This is a genomic window from Staphylococcus sp. 2S1 (assembly GCF_046721335.1).
Lineage (GTDB): Bacteria > Bacillota > Bacilli > Staphylococcales > Staphylococcaceae > Staphylococcus > Staphylococcus equorum_A.
Window position 1 is genome coordinate 1,357,603 of sequence record NZ_JBEUUJ010000003.1, and the last position, 21,043, is coordinate 1,378,645.

Consider the following 21,043-nt stretch of genomic DNA (forward strand, 5'->3'; position numbering starts at 1 on the left):
GTTGATAGACTAAAGTTACAAATTATAACTTTTAATAATTTTAATACCGAACAATATTAGTAACCACATTTAAATTTCAAGGTTTTATCTTATTTTGTAACGCTTAAATCATTTTGCTCTGTTTTTTTAAGATGTATTTAACCTAAATAACTAGATATTTTTAAAAAACAAGTTGACTAAGTTAAGTTTGAGCAATGAATATTAAGGCTATATAAAGATTGTGTAAATCTAATTGGTTAGTATAGCAATATAGTGATAAAAATTGATAAAGTGAAATTGAAGTAATTGAAATGAAGGTGTTTAATATGCAAATAAGAGTTATAGTACCCTGTTATAATGAAGGTGAAGTAGTATTAAAGACTTATCAACGTTTGACTGAAATATTATCAAAAGATAGTCAATATCATCAATATGACTACGATTTACTATTTGTAGATGATGGTAGTAAAGATCAAACAATAAAATTTATTCAAGATGTAGCGACTAAAGATGACCATGTGAAATTTATTTCGTTTAGTCGTAATTTTGGAAAAGAATCTGCAATGATTGCAGGTTTCCAAAATAGTAAAGACTGTGACGCAGCAATTATGATAGACGCTGATTTACAACACCCGCCTGAATTAATACCCCAAATGATTGCTGGCTATATGGACGGTTATGATCAAGTTGTTGCGAAGCGTGACAGAAAGAACGAAAAACCAGCTAGAAAATTTATGACAAAATTGTATTACAAAATGATTAATCATTTTGTAGAGGATATTAAATTGGAAGATGGTGTTGGCGATTTCAGATTACTGAGTCAACGTGCAGTGCATTCATTGACTGAATTAGATGAATACAACCGCTTTTCAAAAGGGCTATATGAATGGATTGGATATAACACCAAAGTGTTTACTTACGAAAACGTAGAAAGAGAAGACGGAGAATCTAAATGGTCATTTGGTAAATTATTAAATTACGGTATAGATGGCTTGATATCCTTTAACAACAAACCCTTACGTGCAATGATTTATCTTGGTTTTATTGTGTTCTTTATCAGTTTGTTGTATATCGGTTATAGTTTTGCGGGCATTGTGTTTAATGGCATTGAAACACCAGGTTATTTCTCCACTATTGTTGCGATATTACTACTAGGTGGTATACAAATGATTTCAATTGGAATCGTTGGAGAATATATTGGACGTATTTATTACGAGGTCAAACAACGCCCGAAATATATTGTACAGGCATCGAACTTAAATTGCTCGAGTCAAAAAGTAGAGCGTAGCTTTGAAGAAGATATGAATGAGCGTTTCAAACAACATAATCAAAATTATGAAAGTAAGGTTAAAGAAGACGAAGAAGAGAAAAAACTTGTTAAAAGCAGATAAAATTTAGGTTGTTATAGAGTGTCAACAAAGTTTCTGACTTTGTTGGCATTTTTTTGTATGCGCTTTTCTGAGAGCACAGCTTTAGCCTTTAGACTTCGGCTAGTACTTTATTAATTCGTCAGGAGTTGATTCAAATCAATGCCATTTTCAATAGGAATTAAATAATAAAATTGAGGAACAAAGATTGACTCAAGGTGTTGCATAACTAAAAAAATAAACCAAATGCTACAAAGGCATTTGGTTTATTTCCTTGATTTAAATTATTAATGTTTTAGATTAGTAATTTTACTTTTTGCTTTTATTTTTTACGTAACTTACCGAAAATAAATGAAACAATTGCTACTAGAATGATTGTCCCGATAAGTGCTGGGAATATCGCGATGCCACCTAAATGCCAACCCCAATCACCAAGTAACCAAGAGCCTAGCGCTGAACCTACAATACCGGCGATAATATTACCTAAAATACCACCTGGTATATCTTTACCTACGATAGCACCGACTATCCAACCGATTAAACCACCGACTATTAACATAAGTATAAAGCCCATATTGATTTGCCTCCTTTATTATTCGTTCGACTTCTAATCTATACCACAAAATATAAAAGGTTAATCATTTATGTGAAGAAAATATATTCTGCCATAATAAGAATGATATAAACAATAAATGAATAATTACAAAAGCATACCAATAAGGCGTTAATAGCGTCATTACTGACGACGATGCAATAATTAATATTTGACCGATAAAGATAGGGCGTCGAATACGATTCATAAATTTAAGTTGTTCTTTTTCCTTTGGTTGAAATGTGCTATAAAAAAGCATGATAGCGCCTATGATAAAAATGGTCAGGGCTAAATAAGGAATAGACATATAAAATGAATCATGACTTGTACTATAAGTAAGTATTAAGGATGTGCTCATTATAATAGTAAGAACAACCGCAATGAATTTTTGGTCTGTTATAACGTATACAGTTACTTTTCTATTTATATACAATTGTAATATGGTCCAAATGATGAGTTGCGCACTTGTATAAAATGCGATGTAGTCATATTCACCGACGAGAAATAAATTGATGAGACCATTTACAGATAAAGCAATGAGTATAGAGCTAAACTTAAGTTGTTTGAAATTCTGACGATATAAACCAATTCCGAGAATAATTAATACCGCGACTATATTTATAATTATATTTATTAGCATGTTGCTCTCCTAACCTAGATACTTCACTGCAACATTATACCAATTAATATTACGTTAATCATTTAATAACAATTAATTATTTAAATTTACATAAAAATATTAGGTTAAATAGAAACAAATTTTTTTCCTTTTATATATTAGCAGTGATAGTTATCCTAACGATTTAAAGTCACTAAAAATAGAGACACCGTTATACGGATAAGAAGCATTATACAACGTATCGGACGAAATACTCAATTTAAACACCTTTTTTGTTACTCCATAGTAATGTATGTAGCTGTGGTAAGACATAAACATTATTCATATCACTACTTGTCATGACACGGTCGACGAGTGTTTCATATAATGATAATAACTTTTCGGTATGTGATTCGACGTAATCACCATCTAGGTAGGGATTACCTACTTGTAAATAAAAAGGAATCGTAGGGTATCTATGGTGTATCATTTTAGCAAAATCGTAATCCTGGTCATCAAATACTACAACTTTTAAATTTAAAGAAGCAGGTATACAATTTTTGATAACTTCATCTAATATTGGTAGATTAGGTTTCATTTTTGAACTTGGGGGTTTCGGACTAATAGTTAAGTCATCAATTTGTGTCATCCAAGGTTGGAATTTACTCCCCTGTGTTTCTAATGCGCTATAAATGTTTTTAGTTTCAAAAAGATCGACTAAATCCTGAATGCCTTTAATCAGAGCAGGGTTACCTCCAGAAATTGTGACGTGATTAAATGATTCACCGACAATTTCATAAAGTGAGTCGTATATTTCTTCAGCGGTCATCATGCGTATATCTTCTTTGGCACTACCATCCCAAGTGAAGCTAGAATCACACCAACTACAACGATAATCGCAACCAGCTGTGCGAACAAACATCGTTTTTCGTCCAATCACACGGCCTTCACCTTGAATTGTTGGACCGAAGATTTCTAAAACAGGAATTTTACTCATATTTGGACTCCTTTGGTCTATAGACAACATAACTCGTAGGTGTTTCTCTAACATAAACTTGTAGACATTTAGGCTGGTTGTCTCGTTCATTTAATGAAGCTTGCACCATTTCATAAACTGTCTGTGCAACGATTTCGGTTGATGGACTTTTACCTTTGAATTGAGGTAAATCATTGAGTAAATGGTGGTCGAATTGGTCATGAACTAATTTTTTTAGGTCACTAAAATTCACTAAAAAACCATTATGATCTAATGTATCGCCACCAATTGTTAAATTTACGAAGTAGGTATGACCATGTGTACGCATACATTTTCCAAGCATCTTCACTAGGAATATAATGGGCTGCAGAAAAGTTGAAGTCTTTATTAAGCTCAAAGCTGTAAGGATGTTGAACGCTAGGGTAATTTTGTTGGAACATGTTATTCAGCTCCTTTTTCTTTTAGATAAGCGTCTAAACCTCGTGCTCTTAATTCACAAGCAGGACATTCTCCACAACCTTCACCAACAATGCCATTGTAGCAAGTGAGCGTATTGTATCTAATATAGTCTAGTACGCCAAGTTCATCACTTAGTGCCCAAGTTTCTTTTTTATCTAACCACATTAATGGTGTGTGTATAACGAAATCTTTATCCATAGATAGCGATAAAGTAACATTCATTGATTTAATAAAACTATCTCTACAGTCAGGGTATCCAGAGAAATCAGTTTCACAAACGCCAGTAATAATATGTTTCGCATTTGTTTGATATGCGAGCGCACCCGCAAATGATAAGAATAAAAGATTTCTGGCCGGTACAAACGTATTTGGCACGCCGTCTTCGCCAACTTCAATATCCATATCATGCTGTGTTAATGCGTTTGGTGTAAGTTGAGAAAGTAAAGACATATCTAATATGTGATGTTTTACATTTTGTGCTTCAGCAATTTGCTTAGCTACTTTAATTTCTGTATCGTGTCTTTGACCATATTCAAATGTTACTAATTCGACATCGTCATAATGTTGCTTTGCCCAAAATAGGCAAGTTGTGCTATCTTGTCCTCCACTGAAAACGACGATGGCTTTATTACTGTTTAAAGATTGTTGCGTCATATATCTTGCACTCCTTAATAATGTCATACTAGCTTTTACTCAATTTCGCTATGACACCATAAAAAAACGCCTATCCTTATAAAAAAGATAGACGTTGTTTACGTGTCTAGTTTTTTATAGAGGGTGTCAGCTAGGAACCTCTTTATATTCATTTATACGGTGATAAGAATAATACATTTAAACTGTAAAATCAAGTTGAGATTTGGGATAATGAGTATAATAGATAGTGAAAGATACATAAAGAGGTGATGAAATGATACTAATCATTGATAATAAAGATTCATTTACATACAATATTGTAGACTATATTAAGCAAAGTTTCAGTGGATCAGTTAATGTGGTAGATGTTGAAGAAGTTTCTATGGAGAAGATTACGCAAATTTCTCCTGATGCTATCGTTATTTCTCCAGGACCAGGATCACCTGATGATTATCCTATATTAAATGAGGTTATAAAAGTTTTTTTAGAACAAATTCCAATTCTAGGTGTATGTCTAGGATTTCAACAATTAGTGACTTATTTTGGTGGAGATATTATAAAAGGTTATAAACCGATTCATGGTCACACAACTCAAATTCAACATGATAATAGTGGTATTTTTAAAGGTTTAGCCGATACATTTTATGTTATGCGATATCATTCTTTGATTGCTGATACTGAGACATTTCCAAAAACATTAAAAATCACAGCAACGAATCAAGAAGGTATCATTATGGCATGTGCACACCAAACATTACCTGTTTATGGTGTACAGTACCATCCTGAATCTATCCTGAGTGAATGTGGCATTGAACAAATAAAATTATTTATAGAAATCGTGGAGGGTGCTCATGCAAATACAATTTAATTATCGCTATTTATTAGACGAATCAGAATATGAAACCCACGAATACCAATTTACGCAGTGTAAAGATAAATTAATCGCATATCACTTAGACGAAGTAGGAAGTGTTATACAATTTGCAGAAATGCATCAATGCCAAGGTGGTTATGTAGCATTGTATTTACCCTATGAAGCGGCGCCTTTTTTCAATGAACAGATGGCTACAGTACAAATAAAGGATGAATATGTTTTTGCAACTGCTTATGTTTTCGACAAAAAGGAAGATATAACATTAACTGACAAAAAAGAACGATACATACCAAAATGTGATTTTAAATTTCAATTAAATAAATCACAATTAATCACCCATATTAAAGCAGTTCAATCTGCAATCATTGAAGGTAATACATATCAAGTGAATTATACGACACGTTTGACTGATGATATACATTATCCGATTGCTACATTATATGAAGTGTTACAGCGTCAAAATCATGGCTTTTATTCTGCTTTAATAGATACAGATGAAGTACAGTTAGCTTCACTTTCACCAGAATTATTTTTTCAACGTGGACCGTTTGAAAATCGGAAAGATGTATTATTAAGTAAACCCATGAAAGGCACTATAGCTAGAGGGCATTCTGAAACGCAAGACCAAGCAAAATTTACATACGTTAATGTATTCAGCTAAAGATAAAGCGGAAAATGTCATGATCGTGGACTTGTTACGAAATGATATTAGTCGTATCGCAGAGACAGGAACTGTAAAAGTCTATAAACCATTTCATATAGAACGCTACAGCACTGTATTTCAAATGACGTCGATGGTCACAGGGACTTTACCTCAAGAGACTAAACTCATACACATTTTAAAAGCATTATTTCCGTGCGGTTCTATTACAGGAGCACCAAAAATCAATACCATGAAATATATTAAAAAGTTAGAGCAAACTCCGAGAAATGGTTATTGTGGTACAGTTGCCTTGCTGTTGCCAGACGGAAAGTCTATTTTCAATGTGCCTATTCGAACGATTCAATATATAGATGACCAAGCTATATATGGTGTAGGCGCAGGTATTACCATAGACTCTAATCCTGAAGATGAAGTACAAGAATTTAAGGATAAAACAAAAATACTGGAGAGATTATAATGCAGTTATTTGAAACAATGCGTTTGGAAGAAGGTAAGTTTCCGCGCTTGCCTTATCACAAAAAACGAATAAAACAGTCTGCTGAGCAACTTAAATTTGACTTGGATGAAGCGAAATGGAATCAGTTAATCGAAATGTTAATGAATGACTATCCTACAGGTGTGTATCGTATAAAAATATTATTAGACCAAGATGGTTCACTAGATTATGTTGTTGCAGCATTATCTGATAAAAATAAATTTACCGCAAAATTAGTACCTTTAGCAGATAATGTAAATAAACCCGAATTAATAAATAAAACAACCGTTAGAAAACATTTATCACATAATCATCAGACTGACCTAGTGCTGTTATATGATTCTAATGGGAAATTATTAGAATTCGATATTGGAAATCTCATGATAAAAGAAGGTGGATGCTATTATACACCTCTATATAATGAAGATTTCTTACGTGGCTGTATGAGACAATCACTTATAGATGATGAGAAATTATCGCAAAAAAATTACAATATAAACGATTTTAAAGATAAAATATTGAAAAATCAGATACAGGTTTTTCTTATAAATAGTTTGCGAGAGGTTGCCGAGGTTGAAATTTATCTATAGAATATAGAAAGTATAAACATTGGGTTTGCCATGAATTCAGAGATGGTGACCATTATAGAAAACGGCAACGTGAAAATATGAGAGTTGTGACAAATTAGCCTTTGATTTGCATACGCGTGATAAGGCGTATCATAGTATTAAATCCAGTGATACACAAGTAATCCTAATAGACTATAGACAAGGGTGCACTTAAATAATTACGTAATAAATTATAAACAGCGAGTGAGGCATAACGATGATATTGGTTTGGATACTGACAATGATTTTAATAACCTTGCTTTCAAAATGGTATGTAAACCGTTTGCTGAAAAAACAACAGATTTATATTGCAAGATTCGTAATTACAATCTCTTGCATGATTCAATTTGTAGTAGTCTATTTTCTAGTGAAAGCACTTGTGGGTTATTTGGTACAAGGATTAAATGTGTTTTATCGTTAGTAAGAATATAAGAGGTGAGCCTATGAAAATATATAGCCAGGGAGACCAAGCAATTGTAGTTTCTATTGAAAAAGAAGTCTCTAAGGATTTAACAGAAGATTTATTAGCATTAAAAACGTATTTATTAGAAAAAGACTATCCTTTTATAACCGAAATTGTACCTACTGAATCAGATATGATGATTTGTTATGATGCGCGAGATATGATTAAACACTACAATATTAAATCACCATTTTTATATATGAATGCATTAATGCAAACCGTGCAATTAGAGATTAAACACGAAGCGCAAGAGATTGAGCCAATGGAAATTCCAGTTATTTATGGGGGAGAATTTGGTCCTGATTTAGCGGCTTTATTAACGCATTACAAATTAGATTTTGAAAAATTTGTGAAGCTGCATACTAAACATACGTATTTTGTCTCAATGATGGGTTTTACACCTGGATTTCCTTATCTTACCGGAATGGATAAGCGCCTGTTTGTTAATCACACAGGTGGCAAAAAAACGTTTATTCCAGCAGGCTCTGTCGTTATAGAAGGGAAAAAGACAGGTATTACTACAATAGATACCTATGGCGATTGGTTAGTCATTGGCTACACACCCATTCGCTTATTTGACCCAGAAGAAACTGATTTTACTAAGCTAAAATTAGGCGATAACGTTACATTTAACGCAATAACAGAAGAAACGCTGGATTTAGGAGGCTTTGAACCATGTCAATCATAATAGAAGGTGAAGGATTATTCTCAAGTTTCCAAGATTTTGGGCGTAAAGGCTATGAGCACAACGGCGTTATTCCTGGCGGCGCACTAGATCCGTTATCCCATGAAATAGCGAACAGACTCGTTGCAAATGATAAACGTGAAGCTACGTTAGAGATGACAAATAGAATGTCGAGCATTCGCTTTACTGAATCAACATTGATTGCATTAAGTGGTGGTAGTTTTAAAGCTAAAACAGAACATATGAAAGTATTACCAAATAAGTTGTACTTAATGGAAAAAGGTGACGTACTTGTATTTACAGAGACAAATCGCACATCTAGAGTATATTTAGCAATCGGTGGTGGTTTGGAATTAGATGAGTGGTTAGGTTCAACCTCAACTGACTTTAAAGTGAAAATTGGCGGTTTTCATGGACGTAAATTGCAAAAAGGTGACGAAATTAATATGAAACGTGACTACACTGAACGCCACCTTAAATTGTTTGAAAATCTAGAAGAAAAACATCAAACAGACTGGGGCATTGATGGTTACGCACTTTCCTTTAATTATATGTCAGATGTTTTTCATGTCATTAAAAATAAAGGGACAGAAGACTTTGAACAAGAAGCATTAAGTCACTTTACGCTTGGGGAATATAAAGTCACGAGTAAAGCGAATAGAGTCGGGATGTATGTAGAAGGACAACCCGTGAAGGCTTTTTATGAAGATATGCCGGCGCATCAATCTGTACAAATAGGCACGATACAAGTTAAAAGAGATGGCACACCGATTATTTTACTCAATGACCACTACACAATAGGTAGTTACCCACAAATTGGGACAATTGCGAGTTATCATTTAACTAAGCTAGGGCAAAAGCATCAAGGTACAAAATTAAAATTCCAGTTTATAGATATTGAAACTGCAGAAAAGAATTTAATTAAATATACAAATTGGTTAAACCAATTGTTTCATGGTATTGAATATAGAATGCAGTTAGAGATGTTGAAATAAAAAATAGAAGGTCTATGTATATTACTAATTGAAGGATAATATAATGGTTACTGATAAGCTGTAACGCCTCAAGATAATTGTGTGAGGGTTACGGCTTTTTTTAATAGTGCGTATAGAGGTATAACTTTTAAAATTTTTGTAACATGTTTTATAGAACGGTATTATTATTTCATAAAATATTAAAATAAAAATTCATTTCATATACGACTCTAGTCTGATTAATATAAAAATCAAACAGCGTATAATTAAAAAGCATATTATTTCTTAATGATATATTCACAGCCCATTAACAAGCCTTTAACAAAACAAGAGCAAAACGTTAAATTACGTTTGAAAGTGTGTTTTTACTTGAAATTTGACCAGAATTGCTTTATATTTATACATTGAACTATATGCGTTTTGTTACGGAAACATTACAAAACGATAAAAATTGTGAAGATGACGTTAATCGATAAACGAAAACGTTTACGCAATTTACACTATATAGACAAATGAAAAGTTTCTAATTAGAATATAAAACTTAAAATTTTAAAACTATAACTTTAGTTCACAATTGAACAAGCTAATAAAATTCTAGTGTATAGAAATTTAAATTACATACACAGCTGTTTAGGATTTTAAAGAACATAACCTAAAGAAGATAACTTTTGCCAATAACGACCTTTGTATAGTTAGGGATACTAATATCGCTAACAACATATGATCACAGTAACTTTGCCATTTTTTTACTAGGTATGGATTATTTTCCAACCTATATTAATCTATATCGGGGGAAACAAACATGAGTCTACACAAAAAGAAATTAACTCTTTTTGCGTTTTTTATTCTGACCGTGCTCACTGTCGCATTTAAAACGTATTTTTCATATTATGTTGATTTTTCTTTAGGTGTTAAAGGGTTAGTACAAAACCTAATCCTATTAATGAATCCATACAGTTTAATCGCTTTAGTATTAAGTATTTTCTTATTCTTTAAAGGAAAGAAAGCATTCTGGTTTATCTTTATTGGTGGCTTTATTTTAACTTTCCTACTATACGCGAACGTTGTTTACTTCAGGTTCTTCTCTGATTTCATAACGTTTAGTACATTGAACCAAGTTGGAAATGTTGAATCAATGGGCGGCGCAGTGACAGCTTCATTCAAATGGTATGACTTTGTATACTTTATTGATACAATCATTTACCTTTTTATCTTGATATTTAAACAAAAATGGTTAGATAAACGTGTATTCAGTAAAAAGTTTGTGCCAGTAGTTATGGCAGCTGCAATTGCGTTATTCTTCCTGAATCTAGCTTTTGCAGAATCAGATCGTCCTGAATTATTAACACGTACATTTGATCACAAATATTTAGTTAAATATTTAGGACCATATAATTTCACTGTCTATGATGGTGTGAAAACAATTCAAAACAATCAGCAAAAAGCTTTAGCAAATGAAGATGATTTAACTAAAGTGTTAAATTATTCGAAGCAAAAACGAGTTGAACCAAATCAAGAGTATTTTGGTGCGGGTAAAAAGAAAAATGTTATTAAAATACACTTAGAAAGTTTCCAAACTTTCTTAATTGATAAAAAAGTAAATGGCGAAGAAGTAACACCATTCTTAAATAAATTATCATCAGGGAATGCAGGTTATAGATATTATCCAAACTTCTTCCATCAAACGGGTCAAGGTAAAACATCAGACTCAGAGTTTACAATGGATAATAGTTTATTCGGTTTACCACAAGGTTCAGCCTTTTCATTGAAAGGTGATAACACTTACCAATCATTGCCGAGCAATTCTTGATCAAAAACAAGGTTATACATCTAATGTAATGCATGGTGATTACAAAACATTCTGGAACCGTGATCAAGTTTATAGACACTTTGGTATAGATAAATTCTATGATGCGACATATTATGATATGTCTGAAGAAAATCTTGAGAATCTAGGTCTTAAAGATAAAGAATTCTTTGAAGAATCAGCAGATTACTTAGCTAAAGAAAAAGAACCATTCTACAGTCATTTAATTACATTAACAAACCATTATCCATTCACTGTATCACCAGAGGATGCAACAATAGAATCACCAAATACTGGGGATTCAACGGTAGATGGCTATGTTCAAACAGCTAGATATTTAGATGAATCACTAGAAGAATTTGTTAATGAATTGAAGAAAAAAGGTATTTATGATGATTCTGTTATAATGATTTACGGTGACCACTATGGTATTTCTGAAAACCATAATAAAGCTATGGAAAAATTATTAGGTGAAGAAATTACACCAGCTAAATTTACTGACTTAAACCGTACTGGTTTCTGGTTGAAAATACCAGGCAAAGAAGGCACAGTAGATGAAACTTACGCTGGTCAAGCAGACGTTATGCCTACACTGCTTCATTTAATGGGTATTGATACTAAGAATTACCTAATGATGGGGACAGACATGTTATCGAAAGATCATAACGACACAGTACCATTCAGAAATGGTGACTTTATAACGAAAGATTATAAATATGTTAATGGTAGAATTTATAATAATAAAAACAATGAACCAGTAACAAAAAAACCTGAAGATTTCGAGAAACGTAAACAACAGGCTGAAAAAGATCTACAAATGAGTGATGATTTGATTAATGGTGACTTATTGAGATTCTATGACAACCCAGATTTCGAAAAAGTGAAACCTTCTGAGTACGAATATAAGCCTGGTCCAAAATCAAAAGAGCAAAAAGAATAGATAAATTACAGAGCCAACATACCTAATCTAGGTGTGTTGGCTCTTTTTTAAAATTCACTTTAGATGAATTCGCGTATATATGTATATAAAATAAAGACATAAAAATAGCTATGAGGCTTTTTCAAACGTCCATAGCTATTGTTTACTTATTTGGTTTATGTCTAAACCATTTTTAATACTAAATTTAAGTCCTTATCCAAGTGCGACATCAAGTATCATCATGATTGTGAATCCTAACATTAGACTTAACGTTGCAAGGTCTGTATTGTTACTTGCCTGAGAATCTGGTATAAGTTCTTCAACCACAACGAATATCATCGCACCTGCAGCAAATGCTAAAGCATATGGCAACATAGGAGTGATCATTATCACGGCAGCAGCTGCCGACTACAGCAAATATAGGCTCGACGATGGCTGATGCTTGTCCATAATTAAAAGCTTTCCATCTTGATGCACCTGCAGTCGCGTATTGGCATTGATAGCGCCGCACCTTCAGGAATATTTTGTATTCCGATACCGATGGCTAATCCAACAGCGCCTAAAAATGTTGCTTGACCATTACCAGAAACAATACCACCAAAAGCTACACCTATAGAAAGGCCTTCGGGAATATTGTGTAACGTAATTGCCAATACAAGTAATGTATTTTTGTTGAGTTTTTTAGTACCCACACCTTCATGAAATTGTTTGGTGTCTTTGGTATTTGGATGTATATGAGGAATAACTAAATCTAATCCCCGAATAAATAATCCACCCAATAAAAAACCAATAGCAGCTGGCAACCATGGGAATGCTGTGCCTTCACCATAAGCAATGGCTGGCTGTAATAATGACCAAAAACTTGCGGCGATCATAATACCCGCAACAAAACCTTGCATTGAGTTTAATAACTTATCGTTAACTCTTTTGAAAATAAATACCGATGCTCGCTCCTAATGCAGTAAGTAGCCATGTGATAAGACCAGCTATTAATGCTTGGATGTAAGGAGGTAAGTTTTGGAAAAATTCCGACATAAGCTTTGCTCCTTTGTATCATTTGAGTTCAAAAAGGTGTATAATATATAGAACTGAAATTAAGTTTAACAGATATAATTACTATTTTCGATATTTAAAAATTTCGATATTAAAAAGGATGTAGAATGATGGAAGCATACAAAATTGAACATTTAAATAAGTCATATGCCGATAAGACTATTTTCGATGATTTACATCTCTCTATTTCTGAAAGAGAAAAAATAGGACTCGTTGGTATAAATGGGACTGGCAAGAGTACTTTGTTAAAAGTAATGGCAGGACTAGACGAAGATTACGATGCGGAAATATCGCATCCCAATGCATATCGCGTCCGTTATTCTTCTCAAAAACAAGATTTTGATCGAAACATGTCTGTTTTTGAAGCAGTATTGACCTCAGAAACTAAAACACTTCAAGTTATACGTGCATATGAGTCTGCACTGAATCAATATAGTACGACCCAGAGTGAGTCAGATTTACAAAAAATGATGCAAGCACAAGATGCGATGGATGCGAATCAAGCATGGGACTATAGTGCAGAAATCAAGACGATACTTTCTAAATTAGGTATTCATGATACAACAAAAGAAGTAAGTGAACTTTCAGGCGGTCAACAAAAAAGAGTGGGTCTTGCGAAGACACTTATTGAACAACCTGACTTATTACTTCTAGATGAGCCTACCAACCACTTAGATTTTGAATCTATCAATTGGTTAATCAATTATGTGAAACAATATCCACACACTGTATTATTTGTAACGCATGATCGCTATTTCTTAAATGAAGTATCCTCACGAATTATCGAATTAGATCGTGGAAAATTACGCACTTATTCTGGTAATTATGAAGCTTATATTGCACAACGTGCGGAAAATGAAATCATCGAACAAAAACAACAATCGAAGCAACAGTCATTATATAAAAAAGAACTTGCTTGGATGCGTGCGGGTGTAAAAGCACGAACTACAAAACAACAAGCGCGTAAAAATAGATTTAGCGATTTAGAACAAGATGTCAAAAATCAACATCAACAAGATAAAGCATCTTTAAATCTTGCTTATTCAAGATTGGGTAAACAAGTTTTTGAATTCGATGCTTTAACTAAACGCATAAATGGGAAAACGCTGTTCGAAGATATCACTCAAATTATTCAAAGTGGTCAGCAAATTGGTATTGTTGGTCCTAATGGTGCTTGGTAAAACAACATTGTTAAATATATTGAGTGGAGAAGATCAAGCTTTCGAAGGTAATCTGAAAATAGGGCAGACTGTAAAAGTTGCTTACTTTAAACAAAGTGAAGAGCGATTAGATCGTGATGTCAGAATGATTGATTATTTAAGAGAAGAAAGTGAAGTAGCAAAAGAAAAAGATGGTACGTCAGTTTCAATTACACAACTACTTGAACGCTTCTTATTTCCAAGTTCCACACATGGTAAAAAAATATATAAATTATCAGGTGGCGAACAAAAAAGATTATATCTGTTGAGATTATTGGTCCATCAGCCGAATGTCTTATTATTAGATGAGCCAACAAACGACTTAGATACTGAAACGCTAACAATACTTGAAGATTATATTGAGACATTTGGTGGTGCGGTAATTACAGTAAGTCATGATAGATACTTCTTAAATAAAGTAGCCCAAGAATATTGGTATATTCACGATGGAAAAATGGAACGTATCATAGGAACATTTGAAGATTATGAAGCATATAAAAAAGAACAAGATAAAGCTCAAGCACAACAAAAGCAACAGAAACAACAAGCGCATGTAAAACAAAATGCGAACAAGAAAAAAGGGCTCTCTTTTAAAGAAAAGCAAGAATATGAAACGATTATTGAACGTATTGAAACTACTGAGCAAAGATTAGAAACCATCGATGAAGAAATGGTTGCGGCAAGTTCAGATTATGCTAAAATCAAAGAATTAAATGAAGAACAACGACGTCTTAATCAGACGTACGAAGATGATATGGCAAGATGGAGCGAACTAGAAGAACTAAAAGAACAATGAGGGATTGTTAAACATGGAATCAACATTATCGCATTATTTTGGCTACGATACATTTCGTCCAGGTCAAAAAGAAATTATAACAAAAGTAATGAATCATCAAAATGCGCTAGGTGTATTACCTACTGGCGGGGGAAAATCAATTTGTTATCAAGTGCCGGGATTAATGTTGGGCGGTACGACGATTGTTATCAGTCCATTAATTTCGCTAATGAAAGACCAAGTTGATCAATTAAAGGCCATGGGTATACGCGCGGCGTACTTAAACAGTAGTTTAACTCAGAAACAACAAAAAGAAATAGAGGCACAACTTAGAAAAGGTGAAATTCAATTTCTATATGTGGCACCCGAACGTTTCGATAATGCTTATTTTGTTCAAATGGTGCAACAATTAAATATACCGCTAGTTGCTTTTGATGAAGCACACTGTATTTCTAAATGGGGCCACGATTTTAGACCGAGTTATCGAGATGTGATTCATAAGGTATTTGCATTACCACAAGATTTTACAATTGTGGCGCTCACTGCAACGGCCACAATTGAAGTTCAAAAAGACATTATGGATCGCTTGAACATTAATAAAAACGACGAGATTAAAACAAGTACAAAACGTCGAAATCTAATCTTTCAGGTCAATCCTACATATCAACGACAAAAATTTGTGTTGGAATATGTTAAAAAATATCAAAAAGAATCCGGCATTATTTATTGTTCAACACGAAAACAAGTTGAAGAATTACAAGAAGCATTAGCGATTAATGATATTAAGAGTACAACCTATCATGGTGGACTATCGAACAAAGAGCGTGAAGCTGCCCAAAATGATTTTGTTTACGATCGAGTACGCGTAGTTGTAGCTACGAATGCTTTTGGTATGGGTATCGATAAGTCCAATGTGAGATTTGTTATTCATTATAATATGCCTGGCGATTTAGAATCGTACTATCAAGAAGCGGGTCGCGCAGGTCGTGATGGTTTAAATAGTGATTGTATTTTATTATTTAGTGAACGTGATATCGGCTTACATCAGTATTTTATATCTTCGTCGAAAGCAGATGATGATTATAAAGATAAGATGGGCGAAAAATTAAATAAGATGATACTTTATACAAAAACTAAAAAGTGTTTAGAAGCAACGCTCGTACATTATTTTGAGCCGAATGAAAAGCTTGAAGAATGTGAACAGTGTAGTAATTGTGTAAGAGAAAATAAAACGTATGATATGACTAATGAAGCAAAAATGATAGTGAGTTGTATCGCACGTATGAAACAAAAAGAAAGCTATAGCGTCATTATACAAGTATTAAGAGGCGAAGAATCTGATTATATTCGCTACTGTGATTATAATGAATTGTCAACACATGGTATTATGAAAAACTATACTACATCAGATTTAAGCCATCTTATTGATGAATTGAGATTTAAAGGCTTTTTAAATGAGTATGATGAAATATTAACTTGTGATAACTCCGTGAAAAGTTTATTGAGTGATCAGGTCGCTATATTTACGACACCATTTAAACGCAAAACTACAGAAAAAGTTAATATCAATACCGTAGAAGGTGTGGATCGTGCATTATTTGATGAACTTATAGCTGTACGCAAACAGCTAAGTGAGGACTTGAGCATTCCACCAGTAAGTATATTCTCTGATTTTACACTAGAAGAATTTGCTAAAAGAAAGCCAGAATCAAAACAAGATATGATTTTAATTGATGGCGTAGGTAGTTACAAATTAAAACATTACTGTCCAATGTTTTTAGAAACCATTCAATCATATAAAGCAAAGATATAATTAACTTAAGTTTTGTATCTCCACATAACTTTCTGCTTTAAATAAATATGACCATAACTGCGAAGTTAAATTTCAAATTTTAATATACTATGTAACAAAAAGATCATAGGTATATTTTTGATTTGAGTTAACTTCGCTTTTTTGTAATAACAAGATTTTATTGAAGTAAAACAAAACTTTTGAAAATTGCTTGATAAATACATGAATTATATGAAAATAGGGAATAATTGTGGTAAATGTGAATTTAAGCTAATTTTAAAAATAGAGGACAGTAAAGTGAAGGTGACAAAGTGATAGAATTTAAAAATGTAGTAAAAAAATATGGAGATAAAACTGCAGTCGATGACATCAGTTTTAATATAAAAAAAGGCGAATTTTTTGTGTTAATTGGGCCTTCAGGTTGTGGCAAAACAACGACCTTAAAAATGATCAATCGCTTAATTTCTTTATCTGAAGGGTATATTTATTTTAATGATAAACCAATTAGTGATTATTCTATTTATGAAATGCGTTGGGATATTGGTTATGTATTGCAACAAATCGCACTTTTCCCACATATGACAATCAAAGAGAATATTGCACAAGTGCCACAAATGAAAAAATGGAAAGAAAAAGATATTAACCAACGTGTGGATGAATTATTGGATATGGTCGGTTTAGAACCTGAATTATATAAAAATCGTAAACCAGATGAGTTGTCAGGGGGACAGCGAGCAACGTGTAGGCGTGGTGCGTGCATTAGCCGCCGATCCACCAGTGATATTAATGGATGAGCCATACAGTGCGCTAGATCCGATTAGTCGTGAAAAGTTACAAGATGATTTGATAGAATTACAACAAAAAATTAAAAAGACGATTATTTTTGTAACGCATGATATTCAAGAAGCAATGAAACTTGGTGATCGTATATGTTTATTAAATGAGGGACGAGTTGAACAAATTGATACACCAGAAGGTTTTATTAAAAATCCTAAAAACGACTTTGTGAAGCAGTTTATGGGAGATAAAGTAAAACGCACGGTTAATGATATGAAATTATCTGAACTGGTTAGTAATTTACCGGACAATAAATTAGAGACGCCTCATGAAAGTTATCCTGTCCTTCAAAGTGATTATTTTGTACGTGATATTTATGAGCATTTAATTGACCATGAAGGCATTATTGTCGATGATGAAGCGACTTCTACACAACATGTACTAAAACGAGAAGATATATTTAAAGTTTTGTCAGAAGGCAAAGGAGGTCATAATGGATGAATGAATTCATTAACACTCTTGTAGAGCGCAAAGGTCAATTATTAACAACCATTTTCGAACATATGCAAATATCTTTTATTGCTTTATTAATAGCGACATTAATTGGCGTTCCCTTAGGCATTCTACTTACAAAAACACGTAAACTTTCTGAAGTAGTGATGAATATTGCCGCAATACTTCAAACGATACCATCACTTGCATTACTCGGTTTGATGATACCACTATTTGGTATAGGTAAGGTACCTGCAGTGATTGCTTTAGTGGTCTATGCATTATTACCTATTTTAAGAAATACATACACGGGTATTAACGAAGTTGATGCTTCGTTAATAGAAGCGACAAAAGGTATAGGTATGAAACCAGGACGCCGTTTGAGTAAAGTAGAATTGCCAATTGCGATGCCGGTAATTATGGCGGGTATTCGCACAGCTATGGTATTAATCATTGGTACGGCAACATTGGCGGCTTTAATTGGTGCAGGTGGTTTAGGTGACCTTATATTATTAGGTATCGATAGAAATGATACGTCATTAATACTTATTGGTGCCATTCCAGCGGCCTTGCTCGCAATTTTATTTGATTTAGCCTTACGCTTTATGCAAAAAATGTCATACAAAAAGTTACTGATTGCATTAGGTGCCATCGTACTGATCTTATTATTGTTTATAGTCGGTCCGATGTTAGCACAAAAAGGAGATAAAGTGACCTTAGCGGGTAAGCTTGGTTCAGAGCCTTCAGTGATTACCAATATGTATAAGATTTTAATTGAAGAAGAAACGGATCATACTGTTGAAGTTGAAGATGGATTGGGTAAAACAGCTTTCTTATTTAACGCCCTAAAATCAGATGATATAGATGGTTATCTCGAGTTTACAGGGACAGTGCTCGGTGAATTAACGAAAGAAGATTTAAAGTCTAAGCAAGAAGACAAAGTATATGAGCAAGCTAAATCGAGTTTAGAAAATAAATTTGATATGACGATGTTAAAACCAATGGAATACAATAATACGTATGCCTTAGCAGTGAAAAGAGACTTTGCAGAAGAGTATGATATTAAAACAATTGGTGATTTAAATAAAGTCAGTGGTAAAATCAAGCCTGGCTTTACATTAGAATTTAATGATCGTGAAGATGGCTATCCAGCTGTGAAAAAAGCATATGACCTTGATTTGGGGGATGTTAAAACGATGGAACCTAAATTACGTTATCAAGCAATTGAAAGTGGCGATATCAATTTAATAGATGCATATTCAACAGATGCAGAATTAAAACAATATGATATGGTCGTTCTAGAGGATGATAAAGATGTCTTTCCGCCATATCAAGGTGCGCCTATGTTTAAAGCATCTTATTTAGAAGAACATCCTGAAATTAAAGCACCGTTAAATAAATTAGCAGGTAAAATTTCAGATGAAGAAATGCAACAAATGAACTACGATGTGACTGTGAAGAAAGAAGACCCATATGAAGTTGCAAAAGCATATCTAGAAAAGCATCATTTAATAGATTAAACATTATCTCTTTTATTACGGGTTCGGATGATGAGCGATAGGAATAACACGCGCTTAATTTATCTGAACTCGTTTTTTTACTGTTTACAAATCAAACTGTTTGATGAGGACACATTGATTTTAAGCTATTATTGGGTTTATAATAGTTATTAAGTTTTGAAATTTCTGTAAATTTAAGGAGGCCCGAAGCAACAATGAAAAAGCAAATTGAACAATTATCAGCATATGAACCAGGTTTATCGCCTAGAGCATTGAAAGAAAGTTACGGGATTGAAGGTGAATTATATAAATTAGCTTCAAATGAAAATTTATATGGTCCATCACCAAAAGTTAACGAGGCGATTCAAGCACATTTAGATGAATTGCAATTTTATCCTGAGACCGGTTCTCCATTAATCAAAGAAGCAATCAGTAAGCACTTAAATGTTGATGCATCACGCATTTTATTCGGGGCAGGCCTAGACGAAGTCATTTTAATGATTTCACGTGCGGTACTCACTCCTGGAGATAAAATAGTAACAAGCGAAATGACATTTGGACAATATTATCATAATGCAACCGTAGAAGCCGCAAATGTAGCTCAAGTACCTATGCAAGATGGATGTTTTGATTTAGAAGGTATTTTAGCAGAGATTGACGATGATACGAAACTCGTATGGTTATGTAATCCAAATAATCCCACAGGCACTTATTTTACGCATGAAGAATTACAACACTTCTTAACACGAGTTCCAAGTCATGTTCCAGTAATTATAGATGAAGCCTATGTGGAATTTGTAACGGCGGAAGATTTCCCTGATACATTAGCTTTACAAGAACAATTTACAAATGCGTTTTTATTACGTACATTCTCTAAAGCCTATGGTTTAGCAGGTATGCGTATTGGTTATGTAGTTGCGACTAAAGAAGCGATTGAAAAATGGAATATTATACGTCCACCTTTTAATGTAGGACGTTTATCTGAATATGCGGCGTTGGCGGCATTAGAAGACCAAGCATACTTAGCATCTATTCGCGAACGTAACGCGCAAGAGAGAGCCAAATTCTTTGAATTAGCTGTAAGTGATAAATTTTATCCAAGCCAAACAAACTTTGTCTATATCAATACAGACAAACCACATGATTTATATGAAGCATTTTTAAATGTTGGCTGTATTACAAGAGCATTTCCTAAAGGTATTCGAGTGACAATAGGCTTTCCAGAGCAAAATGATAAAATGATCGAAGTACTTAAAAGTTTTGACTTTTAATCATAATGAATGATGTTGACGTTCAACGATACTAAAATGTGTATGGAATTTTAAATATAATAACACGATTCATTAAGGTGCTGTGAAGTATGATGTAGATAGCATTAAACAT

At 33.3% G+C, this 21,043-nt stretch carries 13 protein-coding genes and 6 pseudogenes; 13 read left to right on the top strand and 6 right to left on the bottom strand.

Going from position 1 to position 21,043, the window contains the following annotated elements; genetic code table 11:
• The first annotated feature begins 305 nt into the window (after positions 1–305).
• Entirely contained in the window at positions 306–1,370 is a 1,065-nt protein-coding gene (locus tag ABLV90_RS07115) for a glycosyltransferase family 2 protein (protein WP_460872407.1), read from the top strand.
• A gap of 298 nt (positions 1,371–1,668) precedes the next feature.
• Here the strand turns inward: ABLV90_RS07115 and ABLV90_RS07120 are convergent, their stop codons facing one another.
• The 5 genes and pseudogenes from ABLV90_RS07120 to queC all read right to left on the bottom strand — a co-directional run bounded on the left by ABLV90_RS07120 (position 1,669) and on the right by queC (position 4,625).
• On the bottom strand, positions 1,669–1,920 hold the full coding sequence (locus tag ABLV90_RS07120) for a GlsB/YeaQ/YmgE family stress response membrane protein (protein WP_460872408.1): 252 nt from the start codon (positions 1,918–1,920) through the stop codon (positions 1,669–1,671).
• 64 nt (positions 1,921–1,984) lie between these two features.
• Positions 1,985–2,578, bottom strand: coding sequence for a hypothetical protein (locus tag ABLV90_RS07125; RefSeq protein ID WP_460872409.1), 594 nt, complete (start codon positions 2,576–2,578; stop codon positions 1,985–1,987).
• A gap of 238 nt (positions 2,579–2,816) precedes the next feature.
• Positions 2,817–3,533, bottom strand: coding sequence for a 7-carboxy-7-deazaguanine synthase QueE (queE, locus tag ABLV90_RS07130; protein WP_460872410.1), 717 nt, complete (start codon positions 3,531–3,533; stop codon positions 2,817–2,819).
• A pseudogene (queD, locus tag ABLV90_RS07135) lies at positions 3,526–3,952 on the bottom strand (6-carboxytetrahydropterin synthase QueD). Before queD ends, queE begins: the two are co-directional and overlap by 8 nt.
• A 1-nt stretch (position 3,953) precedes the next feature.
• A complete protein-coding gene (gene queC / locus ABLV90_RS07140) occupies positions 3,954–4,625 on the bottom strand; it encodes a 7-cyano-7-deazaguanine synthase QueC (RefSeq protein ID WP_069833304.1) in 672 nt (223 codons plus the stop codon).
• Positions 4,626–4,878: 253 nt separating this feature from the next.
• On the opposite strand from queC, the gene ABLV90_RS07145 reads away from it, so the two are divergent.
• From ABLV90_RS07145 to ltaS, 7 genes and pseudogenes are all read left to right on the top strand, one after another.
• Positions 4,879–5,472 (top strand): anthranilate synthase component II, encoded by a 594-nt coding sequence (locus ABLV90_RS07145; protein ID WP_069833305.1) that lies wholly within the window; start codon positions 4,879–4,881, stop codon positions 5,470–5,472.
• Positions 5,456–6,599 (top strand): annotated as a pseudogene (locus ABLV90_RS07150) (chorismate-binding protein). Before ABLV90_RS07145 ends, ABLV90_RS07150 begins: the two are co-directional and overlap by 17 nt.
• Entirely contained in the window at positions 6,599–7,207 is a 609-nt protein-coding gene (locus ABLV90_RS07155; protein ID WP_069833307.1) for an aminotransferase class IV, read from the top strand. The pseudogene ABLV90_RS07150 and the gene ABLV90_RS07155 overlap by 1 nt, the downstream one beginning before the upstream one ends.
• Positions 7,208–7,442: 235 nt before the next feature.
• Complete coding sequence (locus ABLV90_RS07160; RefSeq protein WP_069815314.1) at positions 7,443–7,646, top strand: hypothetical protein; 204 nt, start codon at positions 7,443–7,445, stop codon at positions 7,644–7,646.
• A gap of 22 nt (positions 7,647–7,668) precedes the next feature.
• Positions 7,669–8,376 carry a 5-oxoprolinase subunit PxpB gene (pxpB, locus tag ABLV90_RS07165; protein ID WP_069815315.1) on the top strand — a complete coding sequence of 236 codons (708 nt, stop codon included), beginning with the start codon at positions 7,669–7,671 and terminating at the stop codon, positions 8,374–8,376.
• On the top strand, positions 8,364–9,368 hold the full coding sequence (locus ABLV90_RS07170) for a 5-oxoprolinase subunit C family protein (protein ID WP_069815316.1): 1,005 nt from the start codon (positions 8,364–8,366) through the stop codon (positions 9,366–9,368). The genes pxpB and ABLV90_RS07170 overlap by 13 nt, the downstream gene beginning before the upstream one ends.
• Before the next feature lie 781 nt (positions 9,369–10,149).
• Positions 10,150–12,094 (top strand): annotated as a pseudogene (ltaS, locus tag ABLV90_RS07175) (polyglycerol-phosphate lipoteichoic acid synthase LtaS).
• Between the two features lie 192 nt (positions 12,095–12,286).
• On the opposite strand, the pseudogene ABLV90_RS07180 reads toward ltaS, so the two are convergent.
• A pseudogene (locus tag ABLV90_RS07180) lies at positions 12,287–13,108 on the bottom strand (ZIP family metal transporter).
• Between the two features lie 128 nt (positions 13,109–13,236).
• Here ABLV90_RS07180 and ABLV90_RS07185 point away from each other — a divergent pair.
• From ABLV90_RS07185 to hisC, 5 genes and pseudogenes are all read left to right on the top strand, one after another.
• A pseudogene (locus ABLV90_RS07185) lies at positions 13,237–15,121 on the top strand (ABC-F family ATP-binding cassette domain-containing protein).
• 13 nt (positions 15,122–15,134) lie between these two features.
• Positions 15,135–16,913 carry a DNA helicase RecQ gene (gene recQ / locus ABLV90_RS07190; protein ID WP_069833311.1) on the top strand — a complete coding sequence of 593 codons (1,779 nt, stop codon included), beginning with the start codon at positions 15,135–15,137 and terminating at the stop codon, positions 16,911–16,913.
• A gap of 290 nt (positions 16,914–17,203) precedes the next feature.
• A pseudogene (locus tag ABLV90_RS07195) lies at positions 17,204–18,170 on the top strand (ABC transporter ATP-binding protein).
• Entirely contained in the window at positions 18,167–19,681 is a 1,515-nt protein-coding gene (locus ABLV90_RS07200; protein WP_460872412.1) for an ABC transporter permease/substrate-binding protein, read from the top strand. Before ABLV90_RS07195 ends, ABLV90_RS07200 begins: the two are co-directional and overlap by 4 nt.
• Before the next feature lie 194 nt (positions 19,682–19,875).
• Complete coding sequence (gene hisC, locus ABLV90_RS07205; RefSeq protein ID WP_460872413.1) at positions 19,876–20,931, top strand: histidinol-phosphate transaminase; 1,056 nt, start codon at positions 19,876–19,878, stop codon at positions 20,929–20,931.
• Positions 20,932–21,043 lie beyond the last annotated feature (112 nt).

What these genes read in the sequence shown, in the direction of transcription:
- ABLV90_RS07160 (WP_069815314.1), top strand. Translation starts at nt 7,443, where the DNA reads ATGATATTGGTTTGGATACTGACAATGATTTTAATAACCTTGCTTTCA.
- ABLV90_RS07125 (WP_460872409.1), bottom strand. Translation starts at nt 2,578, where the DNA reads ATGCTAATAAATATAATTATAAATATAGTCGCGGTATTAATTATTCTC.
- ABLV90_RS07155 (WP_069833307.1), top strand. Translation starts at nt 6,599, where the DNA reads ATGCAGTTATTTGAAACAATGCGTTTGGAAGAAGGTAAGTTTCCGCGC.
- ABLV90_RS07200 (WP_460872412.1), top strand. Translation starts at nt 18,167, where the DNA reads ATGAATGAATTCATTAACACTCTTGTAGAGCGCAAAGGTCAATTATTA.
- hisC (WP_460872413.1), top strand. Translation starts at nt 19,876, where the DNA reads ATGAAAAAGCAAATTGAACAATTATCAGCATATGAACCAGGTTTATCG.
- queC (WP_069833304.1), bottom strand. Translation starts at nt 4,625, where the DNA reads ATGACGCAACAATCTTTAAACAGTAATAAAGCCATCGTCGTTTTCAGT.
- ABLV90_RS07115 (WP_460872407.1), top strand. Translation starts at nt 306, where the DNA reads ATGCAAATAAGAGTTATAGTACCCTGTTATAATGAAGGTGAAGTAGTA.
- recQ (WP_069833311.1), top strand. Translation starts at nt 15,135, where the DNA reads ATGGAATCAACATTATCGCATTATTTTGGCTACGATACATTTCGTCCA.
- ABLV90_RS07120 (WP_460872408.1), bottom strand. Translation starts at nt 1,920, where the DNA reads ATGGGCTTTATACTTATGTTAATAGTCGGTGGTTTAATCGGTTGGATA.
- ABLV90_RS07170 (WP_069815316.1), top strand. Translation starts at nt 8,364, where the DNA reads ATGTCAATCATAATAGAAGGTGAAGGATTATTCTCAAGTTTCCAAGAT.
- ABLV90_RS07145 (WP_069833305.1), top strand. Translation starts at nt 4,879, where the DNA reads ATGATACTAATCATTGATAATAAAGATTCATTTACATACAATATTGTA.
- queE (WP_460872410.1), bottom strand. Translation starts at nt 3,533, where the DNA reads ATGAGTAAAATTCCTGTTTTAGAAATCTTCGGTCCAACAATTCAAGGT.
- pxpB (WP_069815315.1), top strand. Translation starts at nt 7,669, where the DNA reads ATGAAAATATATAGCCAGGGAGACCAAGCAATTGTAGTTTCTATTGAA.